The organism is Peribacillus sp. N1 (assembly GCF_054600815.1).
In genome coordinates this window covers 169,759-193,525 of the sequence record NZ_BAAHZO010000005.1, presented here as the reverse complement: position 1 = coordinate 193,525, position 23,767 = coordinate 169,759, and the positions used below count along the sequence as shown (strand labels likewise).

Here is a 23,767-nt window from a genome sequence, read left to right as displayed (position 1 = left end):
AAGGAGGAAGTCGCATGTTGGAATTTAAACTTCCTGATGTAGGGGAAGGGATGCATGAAGGGGAAATTATCCAATGGCTCATCAAAGAAGGGGATGCGGTAAAACAGGACCAACCCATTGTTGAAGTGCAAACGGATAAAGTCAATGCGGAATTGACGGCTCCCGCAGCGGGAGTGGTCAGGAAAATATTTTTTTCCGAAGGGGATATCGTGGAAGTGGGAACCACTATATTCACAATTCAGCAAGATAACGATATGCCAGCTCCGGATACAGGCATGATTGAAGAAGAAATTCAAGTCGTGCGATCTGATGATGTAAAAGTAAATGCAGAGCATATTACGACTAAACCGCATTATGAGGCAGTGCGTGCGTTGGCAACGCCATTCGTGCGTCAAATGGCGAGGGAAATGAAGGTTGATATCGAGAAGGTTAAAGGCTCCGGTCCGGCTGGGCGAATTACCGAAAGTGACTTAAAGCAGTTTAAAGAAAATAACTCGATTACACGGGGAAATGCCAATCAGCATGATGACAAGATTGTTCAAGAGATGGCCCCGATGAAGGATGCCATCCAGGCAAAAGGAGTGGAAAATGAGTGGGAAGAACGGATCCCGCTTAAGGGCATTCGTAAAAAAATCGCTGAACATATGGTAAAGTCTGTTTCGACCATTCCTCATGTAACCCATGTAGATGAATTGGAAATGGACCGATTGAAGGAATTTAAAAATCAATTAAAGGAGTACTCAGATGATAAGGATATTAAATTGACTTTCTTGCCATTTTTCGTTAAAGCCATTGTCATCGCCTTAAAGGAGTTCAAAACATTAAACGCTTCAATTGATGAAAGAACCAATGAAATCATCCTGAAAAATTATTATCATATTGGAATTGCGACGAATACAAACGAGGGTCTTATTGTTCCAGTGATCAAACATGCCGATCAAAAAACCATTTTCCAACTGGCTGATGAAATTAGGCAACTGGCAGCTCAAGCCCGTGAAGGAAAGTTGAGTATTGAACAAATCACAGGCAGTACATTTACCATCAGCAATGTAGGACCGATAGGAGGGATGCACGCTACCCCGATCATTAACTATCCGGAAGCGGCCATATTAGCTTTACATAAAATGGAACATCGCATGGTCGTTCGCGATTTGGAAGGTGTTATCCGGTTAATGATGAATATGTCTCTTTCTTTCGATCATCGTTTGATTGATGGGGTAACAGCGGTGCAATTTACCAATAAAATCAAGGAATTGCTGGAAAATCCAATTCGTTTAGTTGTGGAGATGAGATAAATGGTAGTAGGGGAAGTTGCTGTTGAGACGGATGTTATCATCATGGGAGGAGGTCCGGGAGGATATGCTGCGGCTATCCGTCTCGGCCAGTTAGGAAAATCGGTCGTGCTGGTTGAAAAGGATAAGCTGGGCGGGGTTTGCCTTAATCGGGGCTGTATACCTTCAAAAGCATTGATTCACGCAGCTGATCTATATCATGGGCTTAACGATTTAGGGAAAATGGGAATCCGGCTACCTCAGGAAGGAACCACTATGGACTTGGGAGTTTGGCAGGATTGGAAAGCGGGCATCACATCCCAGTTGGGGCAAGGTATTGCCCATTTGTGTAAGGAAAACGGAGTGACGGTGGTTAAAGGCCAAGCAACTTTTTTATCTGATGACCGCATTGGAGTTGAAACCGATGGCGATTTTGAAACCTACAAGTTTGAACAGGCAATTATTGCGACGGGGTCCAGGCCCTTCATTCCATCCTTCATTAAAGTCGATGGAGAATATATATTGGATTCAACATCATCTTTGCAGCTGAAGGAAGTTCCAGCAAGCTTGTCGATCATTGGCGGAGGATATATCGGAATCGAGCTGGGTATGGCATTTGCAAAGCTAGGTACTAAAGTGACCATCATTGAGATGGACAATCGCATACTCCCCCACGTTGCTGAAAACCTTGTAAAGGAAGTCACCCGGAATGCCAAGAAGCTTGGGATCAATATCAAAACATCCTCTAGGGTAGAGAAAGCGAGTGTAGTTGATGGTCAAGTCCATCTTCTTGTTTCCTCGGAAGAACCTGGGACGGAAGCGGTCGTGAGCGAAAAGACCCTGGTTACAATTGGCAGGATTCCTAACACTGAAGAAATTGGCCTGAATCGGGCTGGAGTGACGGTTGGTGAAAAAGGCCATATAGCAGTGGATATGGAATGCCGTACAAATGTACCGCACATCTTTGCCATCGGTGATACTACGCCTGGTCCGGCTCTTGCCCATCGAGCGTCCAAACAGGGAATCGTGGCAGCTGAAGTGATAGCGGGGCTGCCAAGTGCCGTTGACTCGCCTTATGTTCCCTATGTAATCTTCTCGGAACCACAAATAGCTGGTGTTGGTTTAAGCCGTGAAGAAGCTGAACAACAGGGATACAGCGTCAAGGTTGGCAAATTTCCGTTCAGTGCCAACGGAAGGGCGCTTGCAACGAATGAAACGGAGGGATTTGCAGAAGTGATCGTGGATGCCAAAAGCCATATATTGCTCGGAATGCATATGGTAGGTGCTGATGCTTCCAACCTTATAGGTGAAGGGGTCCTTGCCCTTGAGCTGGCGGCTCGGGTCGAAGATATAGCCCTCAGCATGCATCCCCATCCAACTTTGACCGAAGGGTGGTTGGAAGCGGCTGAGGCAGTTTTGGGACATGCAATTCACATCGTAAATAAATAGGAAAAGGTAAGTAATGGGGATTACCAATGTAGTCCCCGATTAGAATATTATATCTTAATGGAGTCAATGACCTGATAATTGGTCCCCGAAAGGCAAGCCTATCAGTAAATTCACTCCATTTCGAAAATCTTTCCCGGCGTTTGACCAAACAGGGTCCGTATTGCCTGCAATGATTCCCTCTTGTAAAACCATCGGCATATTGATATCATTTTTACTTTGGGGAAGTATAGAGTTTTCAATAAGGCTTGGATCCTTCCACTCCTAAACCATAACTGTTGATGAGATAACATATCTATTCGCCATTCAACGATTGAAATGGGTTTAATTTATACGAAAAAATTATGGAATGAAGGAGGCAAATGTAATGGAGTCAAATGGTGGGTCATTGCAAAAGAAATTATTGCCGCGGCATATTAGCATGATGGCAATGGGAGGGGCAATAGGTACTGGGATTTTTAAAGGAAGTGCCGAAACCATATCGTTAGCAGGGCCAGGAGTCATATTCACTTATATTTTTGCAGGATTATTACTGCTTGTAGTCATGGGTGCTATAGCGGAAATGGCAATTGTCTATCCAAATACGAATATGAAAGGCTTCGTTCAGAAAGCTTTCGGTAAGCGCTTTTCCTTCATCGTAGGCTGGATGTATTGTTTCATGTGGCTGTCCGTTTGTGTCATTGAGGTAGTGGTGGCAGGAAGCTTCTTGCAGTATTGGCTCCCGGCAATCCCGTTATGGATATTAAGTTTAGGGTGTGCAGCTTTCATTATTGGGATTAACATGATGAATGTCAAAAATTATGGTGAATTCGAATTTTGGTTTGCTGGCATTAAAATTACAATGATAATCGTATTCATCATATTGGGAGCCTGTATTTTATTTGGAGTCATCCCAAGCGGCGGATCTAATTATCTACAAAACTTCACCGGGCATGGAGGGTTTTTCCCAAATGGGTGGATGTCCATCTTTTCGGCATTACTGATCGTCATGTTCTCTTATGGCGGTTCCGAGTTAATAGGGGTGACAGTAACCGAAGCAAAGGATGCGGAACGCATTTTACCGAAGGTCATTAAAAACTATATTTGGAGAGTCGTATTATTCTTCACCTTACCGATACTTGTAATCTGCGGTTTGATTCCTTGGAACGAAATTAGCGACCAGGCAAGTCCGTTTGTACAAGTTTTGTCAATGTCCGGTTTTCCGGGATCTGCACATATCATGAATTTCATTTTGATTACGGCCGTCTTATCTGCCGCTAACTCTGGAATATATGGGTGTACCCGTATGCTACATTCTTTGGCTGCAGAAGGGGAAGCTCCCAAGTCGTTCTCTTATGTATCAAAAAATGGTGTTCCCATGTACAGTTTGATATTAAGTGCTTTTGTATTGGTCGTCGGCTCCATGGTTACTTTCGTTGCACAGGACAAGGCATTTACTTTATTAATGGCGTTTCCAGGTTTTGTAGTATCACTTGTATGGATCAGCATCTGTTTAGCGCAGCTAAAACTTCGCAATTCATATCCCAAAGCCCCGAGTTTTAAATTGTGGGGATTTCCATATGTAACCTTGTTTGCCGTAATCACCTTAAGCATCATTTGTGTAACGTTCGTGTTCAATGAACAGAATCGGATCAGTATCATTGCTTGCCTGATTGTATTGGCTTCATTAATCTCGATTTCCATTTTTAAATTTAAAAGTGGGGATGAACAGGAAACAACGGTAATAGAAAAGGATATTGCTAAATAAATTCACGGAAAAGATAAGACATGGGCAAAGGCGTCCATGTCTTATCTTTCATTAATAATCATCGATATACTGCAACTTCATTTCGATCGTTCATGTACCTGACGTTTCATTGATTATATGTTGTAAGGAGGATATGAACCTCTCGTTTTCAAGTGGAGTGCCGATGGTCACGCGGATAGTATTTTCATAGCCTAGCAAATGACCGGAACGGATGATGACACCTTGAATTAATAACTTCTCAAAAATGTCCCTGCCAGGCTGATTCAATTTAACCATCAGGAAGTTGGCATGTGAAGGGAAGAATGTTAATCCCATCTTGCTTAGTTCGTTTTCTAAATATCTTCTTCCTTCCCCATTCTTACGAACACATTCCTCAACAAATGGATGGTCGTCGAGGGAAGCGAATGCCGCAGCCTGTGCTAAACGATTGGTATTGAAGGGTTCCTTCACTTTAACTAGCTCTTGTATGATGGAAGCATCCATTAAACCGTATCCAATCCTTAATGCAGCCAGTCCATAAATCTTTGAAAAAGTGCGTAAGATGACCAGATTTGAATGCATATTTAAAAGCGGCAAGGTTTCTAAATATTCTGTATCATCGACATATTCATAGTATGCTTCATCAACGATCAGTAAAATATGTTTCGGCACCTTCTCGATAAAAGAGCGTAACTTTTCTTTTTGAACGATCGTTCCTGTCGGATTATTGGGGTTACAGACAAATATCATTCTTGTTTTTTCTGTTATGGCATCATACATCCCCTTCAGGTCATGTACACCATTAATAAGAGGTATCTTTACTGGTGTGCCGCCGTCAATCAATACATTCGTTTCATATCGTGGAAATGTCACATCAGCCATGATGACCTCATCATTTTGTTGGATATAGGTTCGTGTTAACAAACGAATCACTTCATCAGATCCATTGCCTAAAATGATATGATCTTTATTGATATTCAATTTCCTTGCCAACTTTTCAGCTAATGCAGGTGCCATACCTTCAGGATAAAAGGAGGTTTGCTCCATTTCGGTAATCATGGCTTCCTTTGCTAGAGTTGAGCAACCGAATGGATTCTCATTGGATGCCATTTTAACGATCGTTTCAAGACCAAGTTCACGTTGCACTTCTTCAATTGGCTTGCCGGAAACATATGGGCTAATGCTTTCGATGTTTTGTCGAACCGGGATTTTCGTAAAGGTCAATGCAGGTTCCTCCCTTTGGTAAATTCTGAATTTTCTTTTTCTATTGGATTATTTTAATGATAGAATATTAACTGATAAAATTACATACAAAAAAGAATGTATTTTTCACTATCCATACAACATTTTAAAGAAATATAAGCTTATATTCCTTCATTATGAAAGGCGGTTGCTTCATGGATGAAATAGATGTCAGTTTACTGGAACTTTTACAAAAGGATGGACGCATTACGATTAGTGAACTATCGAAGAAATTGGCTCTCAGTCGACCTAGCATCTCTGAAAGAATGTATCGCCTGCAAGAAAAGGGGATCATTGAGGGGTTCAGCGCAAGGGTTTCACCTCTGGCAATAGGAAGAGGTGTACTTGTGTTCATTCAGGTGAGTGAACTTAAGGTTCCAGTTTCCGATTTTGAGCAATTGGTGAAAAATGATTTAGACATTATCGAGTGCCATCGTGTAACAGGAACCGTTGGATATTTCTTGAAAGCGGCTTTGGCTGATATGGACAGCATGAGATTACTGATAGATCGATTAATACCCTATGGACATCTGAATACATCCGTGGTTTTGACATCCCCGGTACCTTCCCGCTCCATCCTTCCTAGGATCAATGAAATGGAGGATCATGGTGCGAAATCCTAGGCGGAATTTCAACCGATCCTTGTAAATGGGTTTGCACGGATACTAATGAAGGTTTACAGAAAGGAACGAGGCACGGTGCCTGTTCCTTTTTTGGTGTTATTATAAATCCATCAAAGCCCCGAAATATTGCTGGGCCGTTGTAAAACAAATGAATGCCAATAGTTCAGAAATCTCTTCATCACTGAATGCCTCCTTCAATACTTGGAAAAACTTTTCCTCCGTTTTTTCACGTTGTAAGAGGAATACTTCCGCAAAGGCGATTGCATAGCTTTCTTTCATATCTTCGGGCTTAAGTGGAATCCCTTTTGCCTGACAATATGAGCAGCCATTACCGTATGCCAGGACCCTTCTGACGTTTTCCTTTAACTTCTTTGAAAGTTTCCCATCTGCAGATATGCAATCTGATAGGTCCGACCATTTATGCGAAATCTCTTCAGAATGAAATAATCTTTGAAATGGACTGGATCCCTGCGATGATTTTTTTATTCTTGTCATGAACATCTCTCCTTTGAGATAATCCTAATATAAAAATTCAGGAATTTTAATTCCGTTTGTAAAGCATTGCGGTTTAATAGTGAATAAGTGTAAAGAAAAGAAGGGGAATATTTGTAGAATGAAAATTGATGAAAAAGACCAGAGCATCCTTGCTGAATTAACGTTGAATAGCCGAATTTCCATGAGGGAATTGGCAAAGAAAGTAAACCTCTCCGCTCCCACCGTTGCCGAACGGGTACGGCAAATGGAATCGTTCGGGATCATTAAAGGGTATGTTGCCGAGATTGATCATAAAAAGATCGGTTTTCCAATTGAGTGTATCGTGGAAGCAACGGTAAAAAATGGGGAATATGAGAAATTCAAAAAGTATATCTCCGAGGTGCCGAATGTTGACTTTTGTTATCGAATTGCCGGGCAGGCTTGCTTTATGCTGAAAATCCACACTCAGAGTCTTGAAGAAGTGGAGGAATTCATCAATCGGACCATTCCTTTTGCGGCAACCGTTACCCATGTGATCCTTTCACAGGTGGAGCGGGAATAGGAATGAGTATTTTTCTAATGGAAGAAAAAGAGATCTGTAGGCCGATCATTTGAATTAATGGATAAAATCACGTGTCCATAAAGGTATACATAAGTTTGCAGCGCCTGGATATTTCCAGGTGTTTTTTTGCAATCAATGCTTTCGGTGATTCAAGAAAGAATAAGCTAATGGAATAAAGGGTACATGTAATAGTGGATTATAATCTGAAAAGGTGGGGTGAGGTATGTTGGAGGAAACTGACGACTTGAAACCTGAATTAGCCAGGGAAGCAGTTAATGTGATTGAAGATGTAGCTGGAAAATATCCTGGTTATCGGCGTGCACATGCAAGGGGATATGTTTATGAGGGGGTTTTTACCCCAAACGGAAAAGCGTCCCCATTAACGGTGGCTTCGCATCTTCAGGATGAAGCCGTGCCGGCGATCATTCGGTTTTCAAATAGCTCGCCGATTCCAAGCCATCCTGATGCCATTTCCCCTGTAAAGGGCATGGCAGTCAAGTTTCAATTGCCGAATGGAGAGGTGTCAGATCTTATTACTGTGACCATTCCGTTATTCTTTGCGAAAACACCGGAAGCGTTTGTTGATATAGCTGGCTTTTTCAAATCTGCCAAAGAAGGTTTCCCAAATCTGAAAGAGCTTGCAAAAATCCTGTGGAAGTATCCAGAAAGCAAGGCAAGCCTGCAAATGCTTAAAGAAATGCGTTCTCCAGCCAGTTTCTCAACGTGTCAATATTATTCCATTCATGCATTCTATTTCATTAACGCGGAAGGAAGGAGGCAGGCCATCAAGTACGAGTGGGTACCTGATGCCGGCCTTAGTATGCTAGAAAGAAAGGATTTGGCCAAGCATTCGCCAGAGTATCTGAATGAAGAAATGGAAGAGAGGCTGAAAGAAGGTCCGGTGGGCTTTAAATTGAACATACAAATAGGAGGGGAAAATGACCCGACTGACGATCCAACCACAGCTTGGCCGGAAGATAAACAGGTAATCACGATTGGGCATTTAATGATCTCCAAAAAATCGGAAGTGTGTAAAGATTCTTTATTGTTTGATCCAACCAATATTTCTGAAGGAATCGAGTGCTCGGAAGACCGGATCTTGAATTTTCGCCATAGTGCGTATGCCGTTTCATATGAACGACGGATAAATAACCAATGAATGAAATCACGAAAAGGGAACCCTGCATTAAAGGGGTTCCCTTCAGACTGCTGGAAAACCTGCTTTCGGAAATCCACTCCCTTTCCAACTGTAGACAAGCCTCATCAATGCAAGCGTCTGTGGGTTTCGGCTAGCCCAGTTATTCGGCAGGAGTGTCGTAAATTTCTTCAATCCAGTGAGAATTGCAGTAAAAAACTTAAAGGATAAGGACTTGTTTTAAATTCATGGTTCGGGATGAAACCAATCTGAACCCCTTTTATAGTAGGTTACATTTTTCCGGATCTGAATATGGTGTAGAGCATAAGTAAGAACATCAGGGTTGCAACGACAAATCCAATCTCGATAACCGGTATTTTCCATAGGATTAAGGTTTCCCCGCCTATTGCAGAGCCGATAATGAGACCGACCATAATTATGCTGAATGCAAGCAGGATAATACTGAACGACAGCCGGTTCGAGATTTGATCAAGCTTATGTAAAAATACTTGAAGTTCGGGAATGTTGATATCGAGCCGCAATTTCCCTTTTTTAATGATACTTGTCACTTCCTTGACATCCTTGGGCAGTTCGGCAATGGCTTCAGCAGACTCGATGAATTGATTCCAGGCGTTTTTCGCAATGTTTTTTGGATTGTAGCGTTCCTTAAAAAGCCTCTCCCCAAAAGGTTCAGCTGCCTTCATGATGCTGAAATTCGGATCTAACCCTTCGACAATGGCCTCCATGGTAAGCAGAGCCTTGCCGAGCATCGTGAATTCGGGAGGGATTTGGACTTGATGCCGATTGGCAACAGTGAACAGGTCATTGACTGCTCCGCCTAAACTGATTTGGCTCAATGGGATATCATAATATTTATTTCGCAGCTCATCAATATCCCCCCTTAATGGAGCCATATCGATTTCGTCCGTCAGGAGGCCCATATCTGAAAGCGTCTTGATCAATCCATTGGTGCTTCCGCGTTTCAGGTTTATGACTAGCGAGGCGAACTGATACTTCGTTTCTTCCTCCAGACGTCCCACCATTCCGAAATCCATGAGTGCGACGACATTTCCCGGCAAAATGATGATATTGCCCGGATGGGGGTCGCCGTGGTAAAATCCATCAATCAATATTTGCTGAAGCATGGAGTTCGCTAATCTTTCTGCGATTTGCCGGCGATCATAACCTTCATCATCAAGCTGCTTATAATGGTTGATCTTAATTCCTTGAATGAAATCCATCGTCAGGACCCTTTTTGTGGAAAACTCCCAATGGATCCTTGGTACCTTAAACCCTTGATCATCGATGAACTGCTTGGCAATTCTTTCCCCGTTTCGACCCTCGGAGTTATAATCGAGTTCTGCGCGTAGTGATTTAGCGAATTCATCAATCATTTTTCTGATTTGGTAGCGTCTTGCCCAAGATATGCGAGCTTCCATAAGTCTTGCCAAATCATCGAGAATTTCCAAATCCGTTTCCACTGTCGGCAGAATATCGGGCCGCTGCACTTTGATTGCTACGACTTCCTGTGAAGGAAGGCGTGCCGTATGGACCTGTCCAATTGAAGCGGTTGCCAGAGGGGTTTCATTAAATTCAAGAAAAATGTTTTCCAAAGAATCACCCAATTCGGCTTCGACAATTTTGCGAACCTTATCAAATGGAAAAGGGGTCACCTGGTCCTGTAGCTTTTCAAGTTCGCGGACGATCTCATCGGGAACGAAATCACGCCTAGTGCTTGCAATCTGACCAAGTTTAATGAATGTTGGTCCCAAGCTTTGTAATATCTTATGCAGCCGCTCTCCGATTGAGCGGAGGTTCAGGTTTTCATCGGGTTGGAGTTTCGATCCCGCTTTGCTCTCGGATAATCCCAGGCGATAGATGAAGTAACCGAAACCATTTTTCAAGAAGGCATTAATGATTTCCTGGTAACGATGTGCGTGTTTCAGTCGCTTGCGAAACATTCAAGTACCTCCTGTCACGATTGTAAGTTTTGGTTCTGCTTCTCCAAAATTACGATACGGCGCTCCAATTCCTGAACTTCTTCTTTAGTTGCCAAGTTTAGGCCATTGAGCGCTTGGTTGACTTTGGCCTTGATGGAATCATCCAGCTGCTTTTGGGCTTGTTCCCCTTTTTCGACCCATTGCTTCAAAAGGACCTTGGAGTCTTCTTTGCTGATATCGCCTTTTTTGACAAGAGAGTCCACTGCTTTTTCAATTTGCTCTTTTGTAGCAGCGGCAGCACCTAATCCTAAAGAAAACACATTTTTTAATAAGTCCATTTTTACATTCCTCCAATATAAGTTTTTTACACCGTAAGAAAGATAATAGCGGATCCCGTTCAATCTGGTTCATTCTTGCTGTTATTATCTATCATACATCACTTTAGGGCAGCTAGAAAAATATAAGGGTCCTCCAGGTTATTGATGATAGGAAATTGTTTGAAGTGTAGCGAATTGGATATTATGATAGGGACAAATCTGTGAAAGTGAGGATGGAATAATGGGTTTCAAAAATAAAACGGTGATTGTAACTGGCGCTTCGAATGGGATAGGGAGAGGCGTGGCAAAGGGATATGCAGAAAGCGGCGCTTCAGTCGTTCTCGCAGATTTGGACGAGCGGGAAGGTCTTTCGTATGTGGAAGAGCTCAAAAGTAACGGTCATGAAGCCATGTTCGTCAAAACGGATGTACGCAAGGAAGCTGACATCCATCATTTGATGGATGTAACTCTAAAAACATATAAGACCATTGATATATTAATCAATAATGCAGGAAAGGCATTATTCAAATCGCTTTATGACCTGACGATTGAGGAATGGGACGATATGATGAATACGAATTTGCGCAGTGTTTTCCTTTGTTCCCGGGCTGCTGCAGAATCGATGCGGAAAAATGAAAAGGGAGGTGCAATCATCAATTTGGCATCAACCAGAGCGGTGATGTCTGAACCTGATTCGGAATCCTATGCAGCGACAAAAGGAGGGATCAAAGCACTGACACATGCACTTGCCGCTTCTTTAGGCAAAGAGAAAATTACGGTCAATTCGATTTCTCCGGGATGGATTGAAACGCGAGATTATGAATCGCTGAGGGATAAAGATCACCAGCAGCATTTTTCCAATCGGGTTGGCAAGCCTGAAGATATTGCAAGGGCCTGTCTTTATTTGACGGCATCGGAAAATGATTTCGTTACGGGTGCGGACCTTATCGTCGATGGAGGCATGACAAGAAAAATGATGTACGAGGAGTAATCTCATTTTTTCCGATAAAGATATTGCAGTTCAGTCCCGAGTTCACGGTTGAGCAGCTGTTCCATTTCTTCAAGCTCCTTTATGCCGATAGGGCCATCGGCAGCTGTCCAGTGAATGGTATAAACAAAATAGTAATCTCTTATTTTTCGGAAAATAACAGGCGAATTCGGGAATTGATCAAAAATTGCCTTGATATTATAGCGTCTCATGTAGGACCACCTAACAAGCTGCATGTAGCTACCCATCCTTTTCAAAAGAGATCAATGACTGCCATGATGGCAGCCATTGGTCCGATTCTTATTTATCGTTGAATAAATTGAATAAGCCTCTAGCTACGCTGCCTTCTTCGGAGGATCCTCCATTTTGCGGAGCTGCAGCAAATACACGGCTTGCAAGCCGGCTGAATGGCAAAGATTGCACCCAGACGGTTCCTGGTCCTTTTAATGTTGCAAAGAATAAACCTTCGCCACCGAATAAAGCTGTTTTCACGCCTTTTACAGTTTCAATATTATAATCTACCCCGCTAGTCATCGCTACTAAACATCCTGTATCGACCCGTAAGATCTCTCCTGCAGCCAATTCTTTTTTATGGATTGTGCCGCCGGCATGAACGAAGGTCATTCCATCTCCTTCAAGTTTTTGCATGATGAAGCCTTCACCGCCAAAGAAGCCTGCCCCTATCTTTCTTTGAAACTCAATTCCGACTGAAACGCCTTTCGCTGCCGCCAGGAATGCGTCTTTTTGACAAATGATTTTCCCGCCGAGCTCGCTTAAATCCATCGGAATGATTTTACCTGGATAAGGCGAGGCGAATGAAACATGTTTTTTATCTCGTCCTTCATTCGTAAAAGCCGTCATGAAAAGACTCTCACCAGTAAGGAGCCGTTTCCCGGCACCGAATAGCTTACCCATCATTCCGCTGTCACCATTCGATGACCCATCGCCAAAGATGGTTTCCATCTTGATTTGATCTTCCATCATCATCAAACTTCCAGCTTCGGCAATCACCGTTTCCTGAGGATCCAATTCCACTTCAACAAACTGCATGTCATCTCCATATAATTTAAAATCTATTTCATGGTTATTCATTTTCCATTCCTCCTATCAATCTTATTTTCATTGTAAAAGATAAACTCTTAACCTGCCAATATTTTTCAATTTTTCGCCGTAATTTATATATTTTTTGTTTTCACGGGTATATCTAGTAAAATGTAGGAAGAAAAACAGCATGACACTTAAGCGGGAATGAACTTTTTCTTAAGTGCAGGAGGAGACAGCCATGGAGACTTACATACTATCATTGGACCAGGGAACGACAAGTTCCCGGGCCATTTTATTTAATAAAAGCGGGGAGGTTTTGCATATTGCCCAAAAGGAATTCACCCAATATTTCCCGAATCCTGGATGGGTGGAGCATAACGCCAATGAAATTTGGGGTTCCATCCTAGCGGTAATCGCTTCCTGTCTATCGGAAATGAATGTAAAGCCTGAACAGATCGCTGGAATTGGCATAACGAATCAACGGGAGACGACCGTGGTATGGGATAAGGAAACAGGTCAGCCGATCCATCACGCCATCGTCTGGCAATCCCGGCAGACAAGCGAAATTTGCACGCAATTGAAGGATGGAGGTCTCGAAGACTTATTTTTGCAAAAAACCGGTTTGTTGATTGATGCTTATTTTTCCGGTACAAAGGTGAAATGGATTCTCGACCATGTAGATGGGGCACGGGAAAAGGCTGAAAACGGAGACTTATTGTTTGGTACGATCGATACGTGGCTGATATGGAAACTTTCGGGTGGTAAAGCACATGTAACCGATTATTCGAATGCTTCAAGGACGCTGATGTATAACATTCATGACCTGAAGTGGGACGAAGAGCTGCTGGAAATCCTGCAAGTGCCGCGATCGATGCTCCCGGATGTTCGCTCTTCATCGGAGATATACGGGAAAACAGCGCCACACCATTTCTTTGGGCACGAAATCCCGATTGCCGGGGCAGCGGGAGATCAACAGGCCGCTTTGTTCGGACAAGAATGCTTTGAAAAAGGAATGGCTAAGAATACGTATGGCACAGGATGCTTCATGCTGATGAATACAGGAGAAAAGGCAGTGAAATCAGAGCATGGCCTGTTGACCACGATTGCATGGGGGCTGAATGGAAAAGTCCAATATGCCTTGGAAGGCAGTATTTTTGTCGCAGGTTCGGCCATACAATGGTTAAGGGATGGGCTGAAACTCTTGCATGATCCGAAAGACAGTGAAAAGTATGCTTTGCGGGTCACTTCAGCCGATGGTGTCTATGTAGTTCCCGCATTTGTTGGATTAGGTACCCCTTATTGGGATAGTGATGTCAGGGGAGCTGTATTCGGACTGACAAGGGGGACATCGAAGGAGCATTTCGTCCGGGCAACATTGGAAGCGCTGGCCTACCAGACAAAAGATGTACTTAAGGCCATGGAAGTCGATTCAGGGATTAACCTAAAGGCATTGAGGGTCGATGGCGGCGTTGTCAAAAACAATTTCTTGATGGAATTTCAAAGCGGCCTCCTGAATGTACCAGTCGAAAGACCGGTCATTAGTGAAACGACAGCTTTAGGGGCAGCGTATTTAGCTGGGCTTGCTGTCGGATATTGGAAAGATCAGGAAGAGGTTTCAAAGCTGTGGGCAGTCGATAAGAAATTCGAACCCGAGATGGAAGAACAGGAACGGAAGGATTTATATGATGGCTGGAAAAAGGCAGTTCAGGCGGCAAGGGTTTTTAAATAGAGTAAGTAAGGGTATTAATAGAGAGAGATGAATACAGAACGTATAAACTTAAAAAAGGGGTGGTAATATGTTAGTTAAGGATTTCATGATAAGGGAAGTCTACGTAGCCCGTCCTGATTTTACATTAAAGGAAATTCTGCGGATCTTAATCGAAAATAAAGTGGGCGGGGTCCCCGTTGTGGATGAACATGATAAGCTATTGGGAATGGTGACGGACGGGGATATCCTCCGTTACTTGACACCCGCAGAGGAAGCCATCATGGGGTATTTCACCTATATTACGGTTCTTCCCGGTGAAGAGTTGGATGAAAAGGTTACATCCAAAATGAATGATAAAGTCTCACAAATCATTAAAAATAAAAGGATTACAAAGCTATCTCCCGAAGATCCGTTAGATGAATTGATAAAGGTCCTTTCCAAGCATCATTTCAAGAAAATCCCCGTCGTGGACAAAAATGATAAAGTCGTCGGCATCATCAGCAGGGGAGATGCACTTAGGGCCCTTTATAAGGAATTCGTTCAAAAGCTGGAATAAACGGGCATCATAAAAAGGCCTGCTCGATTACGAGCAGGCCTTTTTTTGTAATCATCATTGAGTGCTTTCTACTGCTTTATCTGCATCAGATTCACCTTTTGCTCTTTTTTCCTTCAATTTAAAGTAGGCGTCCATTACGTCCCGCCCGATCCGTTTGTTAATATCATCAGAGGGCTTGCCTTGATACACCCATGGCACGACGACAGAAAATGCCACTTCCGGATTATTGTGAGGTGCATAACCTACAAGCGTCAAATTGATAGTCGGGACTGGCGCGCTATATTGATTTCTCCGCGGTCCGTCGTAAAAGGCCTCGGCAGTACCCGTTTTTGCTGCCGCACGGTAGGACTTCCCGCCGAAATATTTATATGCCGTCCCGCCTGGTTCCTGGGCAACCTGTCTGAATCCTTCCTGGACACGTTGCATCCAAACGTCTTTCCCGCCTAAATCGTTTAATACTTTAGGACTCATTGTTTTAAAAACGCTGCCCAATTCTTGGTGCTCATTGGAAGGATTCCTGATTTCCCTGACCATATGGGGCTCAAGCCTTTTTCCGCCATTTGCAATCGTCGAAACATACTGTGCCAATTGCATAGGAGTATATGTATCATACTGCCCAATCGATAAATCCAGCAGCAATCCGTCTGTTGACATATCGACTCCTTTAAACCCTACGGATTCATTTGGCAGGTCGATGCCTGTGCGGACACCCAATCCGAATTGGGCATAATGATTCCGCATGATTGAATAAGCTTCCCGGTTGATTCCTAACGGCCGGTGAGGGATATAATGACCGCCGGCAATTTTGATTGCCGTCATGAACATATAGACATTCGACGATTTCTTTAATGCGGAGACATCGGTTACATAACCCAAATCACTATAAGATCCTTTCTCAGGGGCCCCTGCTAAAAGGAGTTTTCTGTCAAAAAAAGCTGACCCTGGTGCGATGGCTCCTGTCTGAAAGCCCGTGTAGACAGTGGCTCCTTTAACAGATGACCCCATCGTATAGGATGTCGTAATGTTTCCAAGGGCGAAATCGTTCATTTCGGTCATTCCGGTCTTACTGTTGCGGCCGTATTGCCTGCCGGCCATTGTAAGCACCTCGCCTGTATTCGGGTCCATTAAAACGACGAAGGCACGATCCAATAAGTAGGTATTTCCTTTAGCTTTCGATTTCGACAATTCTCTCTCGATGATTTTTTCAACCTGCTGCTGCAGCTCCATATCAATTGTAAGGACCAAGTCTTTTCCGCTTTGCCCTTCAGTGAGGGTATTCGTTTTGATGACTTCCCCTTTGCTCAGCACATTTTCAATCCGCGTCTTTTGACCGCGCAGGACATCTTCATATTGTTTTTCAATATAACTTTTTCCGACCCGGTCATTCCTGGTATAGTCGCGTGCCAGGTAATAGTCGATATTTTCACTGGGAATGCCTTCTTCGGAAGAAGAGACCTTGCCAAGAACCGAGCGGAGGGTCTCGTCATACTTATAGGTCCTTTCCCAATCCGTCGTTACATCCACACCTGGCATTTCATCCAAATGTTCGCTGACCCTGGCGAATTCCTTAGTGGTGACATCTTTATTCTTCACGATCGACGGTGCGAGGGCATAGCCGCTATTGAATTCCCGGAAGATGGCGATCACTTCCAATTCAACCTTGGTGAATTCCTTGATATTCTCATCGGTTACCCGTTCCATTTGAAGTTTGTATAAATTTTTTTGCTCCAGTTTCTTTTCGACTACTTTCTTCCTCTCGGCCTTGGTAATCAAGGCTTCGGCTTCTTTCGGATGTTTTAAAATCCAAAAATCCTTTTTATCCGGCAGGGTTACCTTTTTGGTATCTTTTTCTATCAAGGTGGCAAGGACCTCTGCCGTCTTCACCATATCTGCCGTTTTTGTATTCGGGTATTTCGTATAAGTGATGGCATTACGTGGCTCATTATCAACGACCGGATTCAAGTTGCGGTCATACATCTTACCACGGGGAACCGGGGTATTGGCCACATCGTTTTCCGTTCGGTCGACTTCGCGGAGGTAATCATCCCCATACACGATTTGGACGATGCCAAGCCGGATTATTAAGCTTGAAAATAAAATGAATATTAAAAAGAACATAAAGTTCAGTCGGAAAGGAATTGGGGTTTTTTTCTTTTTTTCTTTGGCCATCATTAACATTCCTTTCTAGTAATAGTAAAAAATAAGAAAATTCCTATCTCCAATGATATATAAAATTAACTTATTTTTCTATGCTTTATCCGTAAATTTATCTATATTTCCAAAAGAATGTTATGGAGTTATATAATCCCTAGTAATCTTATAATTGGGAAAATTGATATAAATATAAATGTCAATGGGGTTTTAATAGATAAAGAGAGGGAGAAGCGGCAAAGCGACAATCATGAGGAGAGATGCATATATGAGTCGCTCTTGTGGCAAAAGCGCTAGGAAGGACATTTTGTAAATGAATGAAAAAAAGGTCTTTAAACCTTAGAATCCATTCACAATGACTTAAGTACCATGATAAGCATTAATTTACTTCATATTTCCTAACGGGAGTTTGAGTCGTGACACTGATAACCTCTTTGAAATATCCGCATAGCTCAAGCCATTTTTCAGGGTAAATATAGTTGAAGCGTTCGATCGTTTCTAGGGAGTGAAGCACAAGGGAATCGATTTGACCCGCTTTTTTACTTTGTAAATTGAATAAAAGCTCATGCGGGATTGTGTAATAAGGGTGGATTTGATACGGATTGAGTATGACCGGGGAAATATTCTTCTCTTCCATATACTTGTCCGTCACGATCTTTTGGATTGCAAAGCTTTCATCAGTATGTAAATCCCCGATTTTGTAATTTGGATTCAATAGTACAATGCCTCTCATTTGCTTCACCCATTCTTTTTTGCTAACCATTCTTGCCAAATGGGGGAAGGGATATTCAAAGTAAGAGGCTTGATGCTAGAAAATGGCTTTCATTCCGTTAAGGGTTTTGAGATGCTTGACATTTTCGAGCACCTCGTTGGTCAGGTCCGACTTTTTAATGATCGGTAAGCTTTGTAAATCTTCTATGAAGCTTACATTCGTGAACCAATCAAAGGAATGGGGAGGAAAGAATAGTTGATCTTCCCATGCATCATGAAGAGTGGGGCTGTAGACTTTATCATCTTTTGAAGTGGATGCATCAGAGGTATATATGCTTGCCCAGTAATCCTCTCTGGAACCCGTGTGGGGAATCTCTTTAGTAAATTGGCCAACACCGCGAAAAACCACCGGATGCTGAAAAAGAAGCTCATATAATGATTTCCCCGTTTCAATACGCTGTTTCGGGTCGGCAAAACGTTCAACGGTAAGGCCGGTCAAGGAATGAAGTCCTTTTTGCTTGTTTGCATAAGGAAAGATCACTTTCATGAAGCCTAAGTATTCCTGCAGCTGAAAATCAAGCCTGCGGAGGATTTCACCATGACGGGTGCGTTTTAATATCCTTTCCTGAAGCATTCTTTGCTCATTAATGATAAGGGCCGTTGTCAAAAGGGGTGAATGGGGCTCTTCAATGAAAGATTCCCAAATCGGGGCCATGAATCTTGAAATGCGGAATACCGGTAAATACCTTCTTAGCGGAAGTTCTTTTTGTTTAGAATGTTCATATAAAAGAAGCTGGGGGAAGGCATCATCAAATATGGCTGAATTGGCGCGCTCAAGGAACAGGAAGAATTTCTGCCGTTCCGATTGGTCAAAGAGGTGGGTCATGGCTGAGCTTTTCAAGTCAGTCATATGGTATCCTCCATTCCTCGAAACCATATGTGCTAAAAAGGCCCAATGGACCTCTGGATTACGATTGTAAAAGGCAAGATATGCTTGTGTTCTTGTGATATTGTTCCGGTTCAAGGCAGCAGTCTCGGTTCGAATGCTTTTTATAAGAGCGGTTTCCTCAGGGAAAAAAGCTTTTGACTCATCAAAAGGCTGAAAGAGCTCTTTTTGTAAAAGGGATTTTAGCGTGCCATATCTTTCATCATCGATGATGGGTTTTGTTTTGGCAGGGTGTTTACCCAACAGCTTTTGCAAATATTGGGAGAGCATACAATCACCACGGTTGTTTTTCGATCATTATATGCAGAGCCGTCAAGAAAGGGGCGTTGCATTTGCAACGCCCCCAAGGTGAGGTCATCTTTTCTTCTTCTTTTCCAGGTACAATAAAATATAATAGACTATCCAGAAAAGAAACACAGGCATGAAGGATAAAAATCTATATTGGACCGGTACGGCAAATAAGATGAAAATGGATGATAATAAAAAGGGAACCGCCAGGAGTATATATTTTCTCCATTGCATATGCTGAACCTCCTTAGGTTACGTCATTCTTATAAGAATAAAGGATTATCCATCAATAATCTAGAAAAGTCTCAATTGACAAAAATATGCAAACGTAGTAATCTTTAAATATAAGTTAAAAATTACCATTAATTAATGAAAAAGGAGGCGAACGTCATGACTAAATCAGTTAAGCACAGTGATGTCATAATCGAATATCATACGTCCGCCTGCCCTGAGACCTTGTCTTTCTAGACATAGGATCCGACGTGTTCATTGATCATTTTAAAGCGCAGGTTGTGGAATTTTCGCGGCCTGCGCTTTTTATATGTGTTATTACGCATTTAAAAAAGCTTCCGCTAATTGGCGGGGGCTTTTTGGCATTTGGACTACAGGTGCATTCGCATCCTTTCCATATAAAAGATAGGAGGAATTTTAAAATGAGACAAAAGACATTGGAAATTTTATTGCAGCCGGGAGATCCAGAAAGCGGTTAGCGAGTGAAAGAGTTGATCAAAAGGGAGGGGAATTCATGTTTGCGATTTTTAAAAAGCTGTCCTGGTTCTTTAAAGAACAGTGGCAGCGTTACACCTTGGCGATTTTATTTCTATGTATAGTGAATATCTTGGAGGTTATCCCGCCAAAACTTGTCGGGAATGCCATCGATGATATGAACAATGGCAGCATGACGCAGGAAGGGGTCATGAAATATGTTATTTATTTGCTGATTGTACTGATCGGCAGTTATCTATTTGGTTACTTATGGAGTTATCTGTTATTCGGCGGCGGAAACTTGGTCGAACGAAAACTAAGATCCGGATTTATGGGCCATTTGCTGAAAATGACGCCGAGCTTTTATGAAAAAAACCGTACAGGGGATTTAATGGCAAGGGCAACCAATGATTTAAAGGCAATATCCCTCACAGCTGGTTTCGGGATATTGACCCTCGTTGACGCTGTGCTGTTCACCATTACGGTAGTGGTCATGATGGGAGCCACGATCAGCTGGCAGTTGACGATTGCGGCGGTTCTGCCGCTTCCGATCATGGCAGTGATGATGCAAATTTACGTGAAGAAAATTTACAAACGTTTTACGGATGCACAAGCAGCCTTTGGTACTTTAAATGACAAGGTCCTGGAATCCATTTCAGGTGTCCGTGTTATCCGGGCCTATGTCCAGGAACGGGAAGATGAAAAGCGGTTTGATGAAATGACCGAGGATGTATATCGCAAAAATCTAGCCGTGGCAAGAATCGATGCCCTCTTCGATCCGACGATCAGCATTATCATTGGCATCAGTTATTTAATCGGGTTGGGCTATGGGGCTTACCTTGTATTTCAACAGGCCATAACTCTTGGCGGACTTGTTTCGTTCAATGTGTACCTAGGCATGTTAATTTGGCCGATGATCGCGGTGGGTGAACTGATCAATGTCATGCAAAGGGGAAATGCTTCGCTAGATCGTGTTCAGGATACCCTTTCACATGAAGCGGATGTGAAGAATTCATTGGGGCTGGAGAGTATTGCGAATCCGGGAAATATCCAATTCAATTCAGTGTATTTTACATACCCTTCCTCAACGGTTGTGAATCTATCCAATATTTCCGTTCAGCTTGAGCGCGGTCAAACATTGGGGATAGTGGGGAAAACAGGTAGTGGAAAAACGACATTCGTGAAGCAATTGCTGCGGGAATACCCATTAGGAAAAGGTGAAATCGCTTTTGCAGGCATGCCGCTGGAGCAACTGACCCTTGAAGATATTCGTAAATGGATCGGCTACGTTCCCCAGGACCATTTTTTATTCTCGAAGTCTGTTAGGGAAAATATCTTATTCGGTAAAATGGATGCAACCGAAGATGAACTGGCTGAAGCTATCCGGCTTGCGGATTTTGAGAAGGACTTAATGATGCTGCCAAACCGTCTTGAGACACTCGTCGGTGAGAAGGGTGTCGCACTATCCGGAGGGCAAAAGCAGAGGATCTCGATTGCCAGGGCACTGATCAAAAATCCGGAAATCCTTATATTGGATGATTCCTTATCCGCTGTAGATGCAAAAACGGAAACGACGATCATCGAAAATATCCAAAATGAACGAGCAGGAAAAACGACCATCATCACAACCCATCGCTTATCGGCCGTTCAGCACGCGGACAGGATAATCGTATTGGACAGCGGAGAGATCATCGAAGAGGGGACTCATGCGGATTTACTGCAGAATGATGGCTGGTATAAGGAGCAATATGAGCGACAGCAGGTTGACGAAGGGACGGAGGTGAAGGCATGAAGGTCGTAAAGAAACTTTTTAATTATGCTGCCCTTTATAAAAAATTGATCATTGGCGCCCTGATCATGCTGGCACTTTCGGTAGCCGCCGATTTAACGGGTCCTTTCGTTGCCAAGAAAATCATCGATTCACATATACTTGGCATTGAATCTTCCTGGTATGAAGCGGGTAAAGGAAAAGATGCTGTCAAGTATGATGGAAATTGGTATAAACGGGCTGATTACTTTGCAAAAGGTGAGAAGAAAGGCAGGGAAGTACATGTTCTGCAGGTCGGCAATCAATTTGTCTTCGTAAATGAGGCTGTCCCTATCGATGGGCGCAGAACCTTGGAGGACCAATCATTGATAATAAGGAAAGACGGGAAAGAGCAGCGTACGCAAGCAGTGAAATTGACGAGTCAGGAAGTGATGGGATTTTACCAACCGGAAATCCCTCGGATCATAAAGCTTGTGGCTTTTTATTTTAGTCTTGTCATCCTTTCCTCCATTTTTCAATATGGGCAGAGTTTTTATTTACAGAAAGCGGCGAACCGAATCATACAGAAGATGCGAAATGATATTTTTACGCATATTTCCCGTCTGCCGATACGTTATTTCGATAATATGCCAGCGGGTAAAGTTGTAGCCAGGGTCACTAATGATACGGAAGCGATCCGGGAATTATATGTAACCGTGCTCGCCAACTTCTTCTCGAGTACGATTAATATTTTCGGCGTTCTAATTGCTTTGTATATTCTGGATCCACGAGTCGGTACCATCGGCACGTTACTTATTCCGATCATCGTTATCTGGACGATGGTATACCGTAAATTCGCCTCGAAATATAATCACATCATTCGGGAACGGGTCAGCGATATTAATGGGATGATCAATGAATCTATTTCTGGAATGAGCATCATTCAGGCATTTGGACGTGAAAAGGAGACAAAGCAATCTTTTGAAAATCTAAACAGGGAGCATTATTCCTATCAAAATAAAATGCTCCATTTGAATTCGTTGACGGGTGGAAACTTGATTGGCGTCATTAAGGTTTTGGCGCTTATGGCATTCGTCTGGTATTTCGGCGGGATTTCCCTTACAGCCAGTTCGGCCATTTCCTTAGGGATGATGTATGCAATTGTTGATTTGATCAGCCGCCTGCTTCATCCGCTTCATGGAATCGTCAATCAGTTCGCTAATCTTGAACAGGCGCTTGTTGCAGGGGAGCGGGCATTCAGTTTATTGGATGAGCAGGGATTGGCAGTCAGTGATGAAAACATATCCAGATACAAAGGAAACGTGCAATTCGAAAATGTTTCTTTTGGTTATAAGGATAATGAATATGTGTTAAAGGACATTTCCTTCTCCGCTAAACAAGGGGAAACGGTCGCTTTAGTTGGCCATACTGGGTCAGGAAAAAGTTCCATAATGAATTTATTGTTCCGCTTTTATGACAGCAGTGAAGGCCAAATTAAAATCGATGGCACGAATATATTGGATATCCCTCATCAGACGCTTCGTGAGCATATGGGAATCGTCCTTCAGGATCCCTATTTATTTACTGGCACCATCGCCTCCAATATCAGTCTGAATCATAAAGACATTACAAGGGAAATGGTTGAAAAATCATTAAGAGATGTCGGGGGGGACAAAGTGCTGAAGCATCTTCCTTTAGGGCTGGACGAACCCGTGATCGAAAAAGGCGGAACGCTGTCTTCCGGGCAGCGGCAGCTAATCTCTTTTGCCCGTGCTCTTGCATTCAATCCGGCCATATTGATTTTAGATGAAGCGACAGCGAGCATCGATACCGAAACCGAGGCAATTATCCAGGAGGGGATGGAAGTGCTGAAAAAAGGGAGAACAACCTTCATCATTGCACATAGACTTTCCACGATAAAAAATGCCGACCAGATTCTTGTACTGGATAAAGGGCGGATTGCTGAGCAAGGTACACATGAGGAATTAATGGAACTAAAAGGGAAGTATTATCAAATGTATGAACTGCAGGCTGGTCCGCATAAAGGCATGGCTGGTTGAACACAATTGAATAAGGGTGAATCATCAAGATTAAACTATAATGAGGGTACCGACTTTTGGTACCTTCAAGCATAATTATTGATAATAGTAATCATTACGTTTAAGATATGCCTATACTGACGATGAG

General features: G+C 42.9%; 22 protein-coding genes. 11 read left to right on the top strand and 11 right to left on the bottom strand.

Translation table 11 applies throughout. The annotated features are described in order from the left end of the window. Window positions 1-14 precede the first annotated feature (14 nt). Together ACYP5M_RS19445 and lpdA are read left to right on the top strand one after the other, a co-directional pair. Window positions 15-1,295 (top strand): dihydrolipoamide acetyltransferase family protein, encoded by a 1,281-nt coding sequence (locus tag ACYP5M_RS19445; RefSeq protein WP_377446789.1) that lies wholly within the window; start codon window positions 15-17, stop codon window positions 1,293-1,295. Further along, entirely contained in the window at window positions 1,296-2,720 is a 1,425-nt protein-coding gene (gene lpdA, locus ACYP5M_RS19440) for a dihydrolipoyl dehydrogenase (protein WP_459735411.1), read from the top strand. Between the two features lie 63 nt (window positions 2,721-2,783). Here lpdA and ACYP5M_RS19435 read toward each other — a convergent pair whose 3' ends face one another. After that, a complete protein-coding gene (locus ACYP5M_RS19435; RefSeq protein WP_459735410.1) occupies window positions 2,784-2,918 on the bottom strand; it encodes a hypothetical protein in 135 nt (44 codons plus the stop codon). Between the two features lie 166 nt (window positions 2,919-3,084). Between ACYP5M_RS19435 and ACYP5M_RS19430 the strand changes: the two genes are divergently transcribed. Then, on the top strand, window positions 3,085-4,464 hold the full coding sequence (locus ACYP5M_RS19430; protein ID WP_459735409.1) for an amino acid permease: 1,380 nt from the start codon (window positions 3,085-3,087) through the stop codon (window positions 4,462-4,464). A 90-nt stretch (window positions 4,465-4,554) separates the two neighbouring features. On the opposite strand, the gene hisC is transcribed toward ACYP5M_RS19430, so the two are convergent. Continuing rightward, entirely contained in the window at window positions 4,555-5,667 is a 1,113-nt protein-coding gene (gene hisC, locus ACYP5M_RS19425) for a histidinol-phosphate transaminase (protein ID WP_459735408.1), read from the bottom strand. A gap of 173 nt (window positions 5,668-5,840) precedes the next feature. On the opposite strand from hisC, the gene ACYP5M_RS19420 reads away from it, so the two are divergent. Then, the gene (locus ACYP5M_RS19420; RefSeq protein ID WP_034314805.1) at window positions 5,841-6,308 is read left to right on the top strand and encodes an Lrp/AsnC family transcriptional regulator; all 468 of its coding nucleotides are present in this window, start codon (window positions 5,841-5,843) and stop codon (window positions 6,306-6,308) included. Window positions 6,309-6,407: 99 nt separating this feature from the next. Here the strand turns inward: ACYP5M_RS19420 and ACYP5M_RS19415 are convergent, their stop codons facing one another. Then, a complete protein-coding gene (locus ACYP5M_RS19415) occupies window positions 6,408-6,803 on the bottom strand; it encodes a carboxymuconolactone decarboxylase family protein (protein ID WP_076367377.1) in 396 nt (131 codons plus the stop codon). 118 nt (window positions 6,804-6,921) lie between these two features. Here ACYP5M_RS19415 and ACYP5M_RS19410 point away from each other — a divergent pair, with 118 nt between their 5' ends. Beyond that, the gene (locus ACYP5M_RS19410; protein WP_101224441.1) at window positions 6,922-7,344 is read left to right on the top strand and encodes an Lrp/AsnC family transcriptional regulator; all 423 of its coding nucleotides are present in this window, start codon (window positions 6,922-6,924) and stop codon (window positions 7,342-7,344) included. A 223-nt stretch (window positions 7,345-7,567) separates the two neighbouring features. Continuing rightward, window positions 7,568-8,503 (top strand): catalase family peroxidase, encoded by a 936-nt coding sequence (locus ACYP5M_RS19405; protein WP_434168799.1) that lies wholly within the window; start codon window positions 7,568-7,570, stop codon window positions 8,501-8,503. Window positions 8,504-8,769: 266 nt separating this feature from the next. Here the strand turns inward: ACYP5M_RS19405 and ACYP5M_RS19400 are convergent, their stop codons facing one another. Both ACYP5M_RS19400 and ACYP5M_RS19395 read right to left on the bottom strand, forming a co-directional pair. Next, window positions 8,770-10,440 (bottom strand): ABC1 kinase family protein, encoded by a 1,671-nt coding sequence (locus tag ACYP5M_RS19400; protein ID WP_452444751.1) that lies wholly within the window; start codon window positions 10,438-10,440, stop codon window positions 8,770-8,772. Between the two features lie 14 nt (window positions 10,441-10,454). After that, a complete protein-coding gene (locus ACYP5M_RS19395; protein WP_230177310.1) occupies window positions 10,455-10,757 on the bottom strand; it encodes a phasin family protein in 303 nt (100 codons plus the stop codon). 220 nt (window positions 10,758-10,977) lie between these two features. On the opposite strand from ACYP5M_RS19395, the gene ACYP5M_RS19390 reads away from it, so the two are divergent. Then, window positions 10,978-11,727, top strand: a complete 750-nt coding sequence (locus ACYP5M_RS19390; protein WP_101224225.1) for an SDR family NAD(P)-dependent oxidoreductase — start codon at window positions 10,978-10,980, stop codon at window positions 11,725-11,727. 2 nt (window positions 11,728-11,729) lie between these two features. Here ACYP5M_RS19390 and ACYP5M_RS19385 read toward each other — a convergent pair whose 3' ends face one another. Next, the gene (locus ACYP5M_RS19385) at window positions 11,730-11,936 is read right to left on the bottom strand and encodes a hypothetical protein (protein WP_241663311.1); all 207 of its coding nucleotides are present in this window, start codon (window positions 11,934-11,936) and stop codon (window positions 11,730-11,732) included. A gap of 88 nt (window positions 11,937-12,024) precedes the next feature. After that, a complete protein-coding gene (locus tag ACYP5M_RS19380; protein WP_048687434.1) occupies window positions 12,025-12,816 on the bottom strand; it encodes a TIGR00266 family protein in 792 nt (263 codons plus the stop codon). Window positions 12,817-13,006: 190 nt separating this feature from the next. Between ACYP5M_RS19380 and glpK the strand changes: the two genes are divergently transcribed. Continuing rightward, window positions 13,007-14,497: a glycerol kinase GlpK gene (gene glpK, locus ACYP5M_RS19375; RefSeq protein ID WP_459735407.1), complete on the top strand. Its 1,491-nt coding sequence runs from the start codon at window positions 13,007-13,009 to the stop codon at window positions 14,495-14,497. Window positions 14,498-14,564: 67 nt separating this feature from the next. Further along, on the top strand, window positions 14,565-15,032 hold the full coding sequence (locus ACYP5M_RS19370) for a CBS domain-containing protein (protein ID WP_101224222.1): 468 nt from the start codon (window positions 14,565-14,567) through the stop codon (window positions 15,030-15,032). Between the two features lie 54 nt (window positions 15,033-15,086). Here ACYP5M_RS19370 and ACYP5M_RS19365 read toward each other — a convergent pair whose 3' ends face one another. The 4 genes from ACYP5M_RS19365 to ACYP5M_RS19350 form a co-directional block, all read right to left on the bottom strand. After that, complete coding sequence (locus tag ACYP5M_RS19365) at window positions 15,087-17,201, bottom strand: peptidoglycan D,D-transpeptidase FtsI family protein (RefSeq protein ID WP_459735406.1); 2,115 nt, start codon at window positions 17,199-17,201, stop codon at window positions 15,087-15,089. Window positions 17,202-17,562: 361 nt separating this feature from the next. Beyond that, window positions 17,563-17,916, bottom strand: coding sequence for a hypothetical protein (locus ACYP5M_RS19360; RefSeq protein ID WP_101224220.1), 354 nt, complete (start codon window positions 17,914-17,916; stop codon window positions 17,563-17,565). A gap of 75 nt (window positions 17,917-17,991) precedes the next feature. Then, window positions 17,992-19,110 carry a DUF2515 family protein gene (locus ACYP5M_RS19355; protein WP_459735405.1) on the bottom strand — a complete coding sequence of 373 codons (1,119 nt, stop codon included), beginning with the start codon at window positions 19,108-19,110 and terminating at the stop codon, window positions 17,992-17,994. 84 nt (window positions 19,111-19,194) lie between these two features. After that, window positions 19,195-19,362, bottom strand: a complete 168-nt coding sequence (locus ACYP5M_RS19350; RefSeq protein ID WP_434168807.1) for a hypothetical protein — start codon at window positions 19,360-19,362, stop codon at window positions 19,195-19,197. A gap of 511 nt (window positions 19,363-19,873) precedes the next feature. On the opposite strand from ACYP5M_RS19350, the gene ACYP5M_RS19345 reads away from it, so the two are divergent. Then, window positions 19,874-21,625 (top strand): ABC transporter ATP-binding protein, encoded by a 1,752-nt coding sequence (locus ACYP5M_RS19345; protein ID WP_434168808.1) that lies wholly within the window; start codon window positions 19,874-19,876, stop codon window positions 21,623-21,625. After that, complete coding sequence (locus ACYP5M_RS19340; protein ID WP_452444745.1) at window positions 21,622-23,640, top strand: ABC transporter ATP-binding protein; 2,019 nt, start codon at window positions 21,622-21,624, stop codon at window positions 23,638-23,640. The genes ACYP5M_RS19345 and ACYP5M_RS19340 overlap by 4 nt, the downstream gene beginning before the upstream one ends. The last annotated feature ends 127 nt before the right edge of the window (window positions 23,641-23,767 follow it).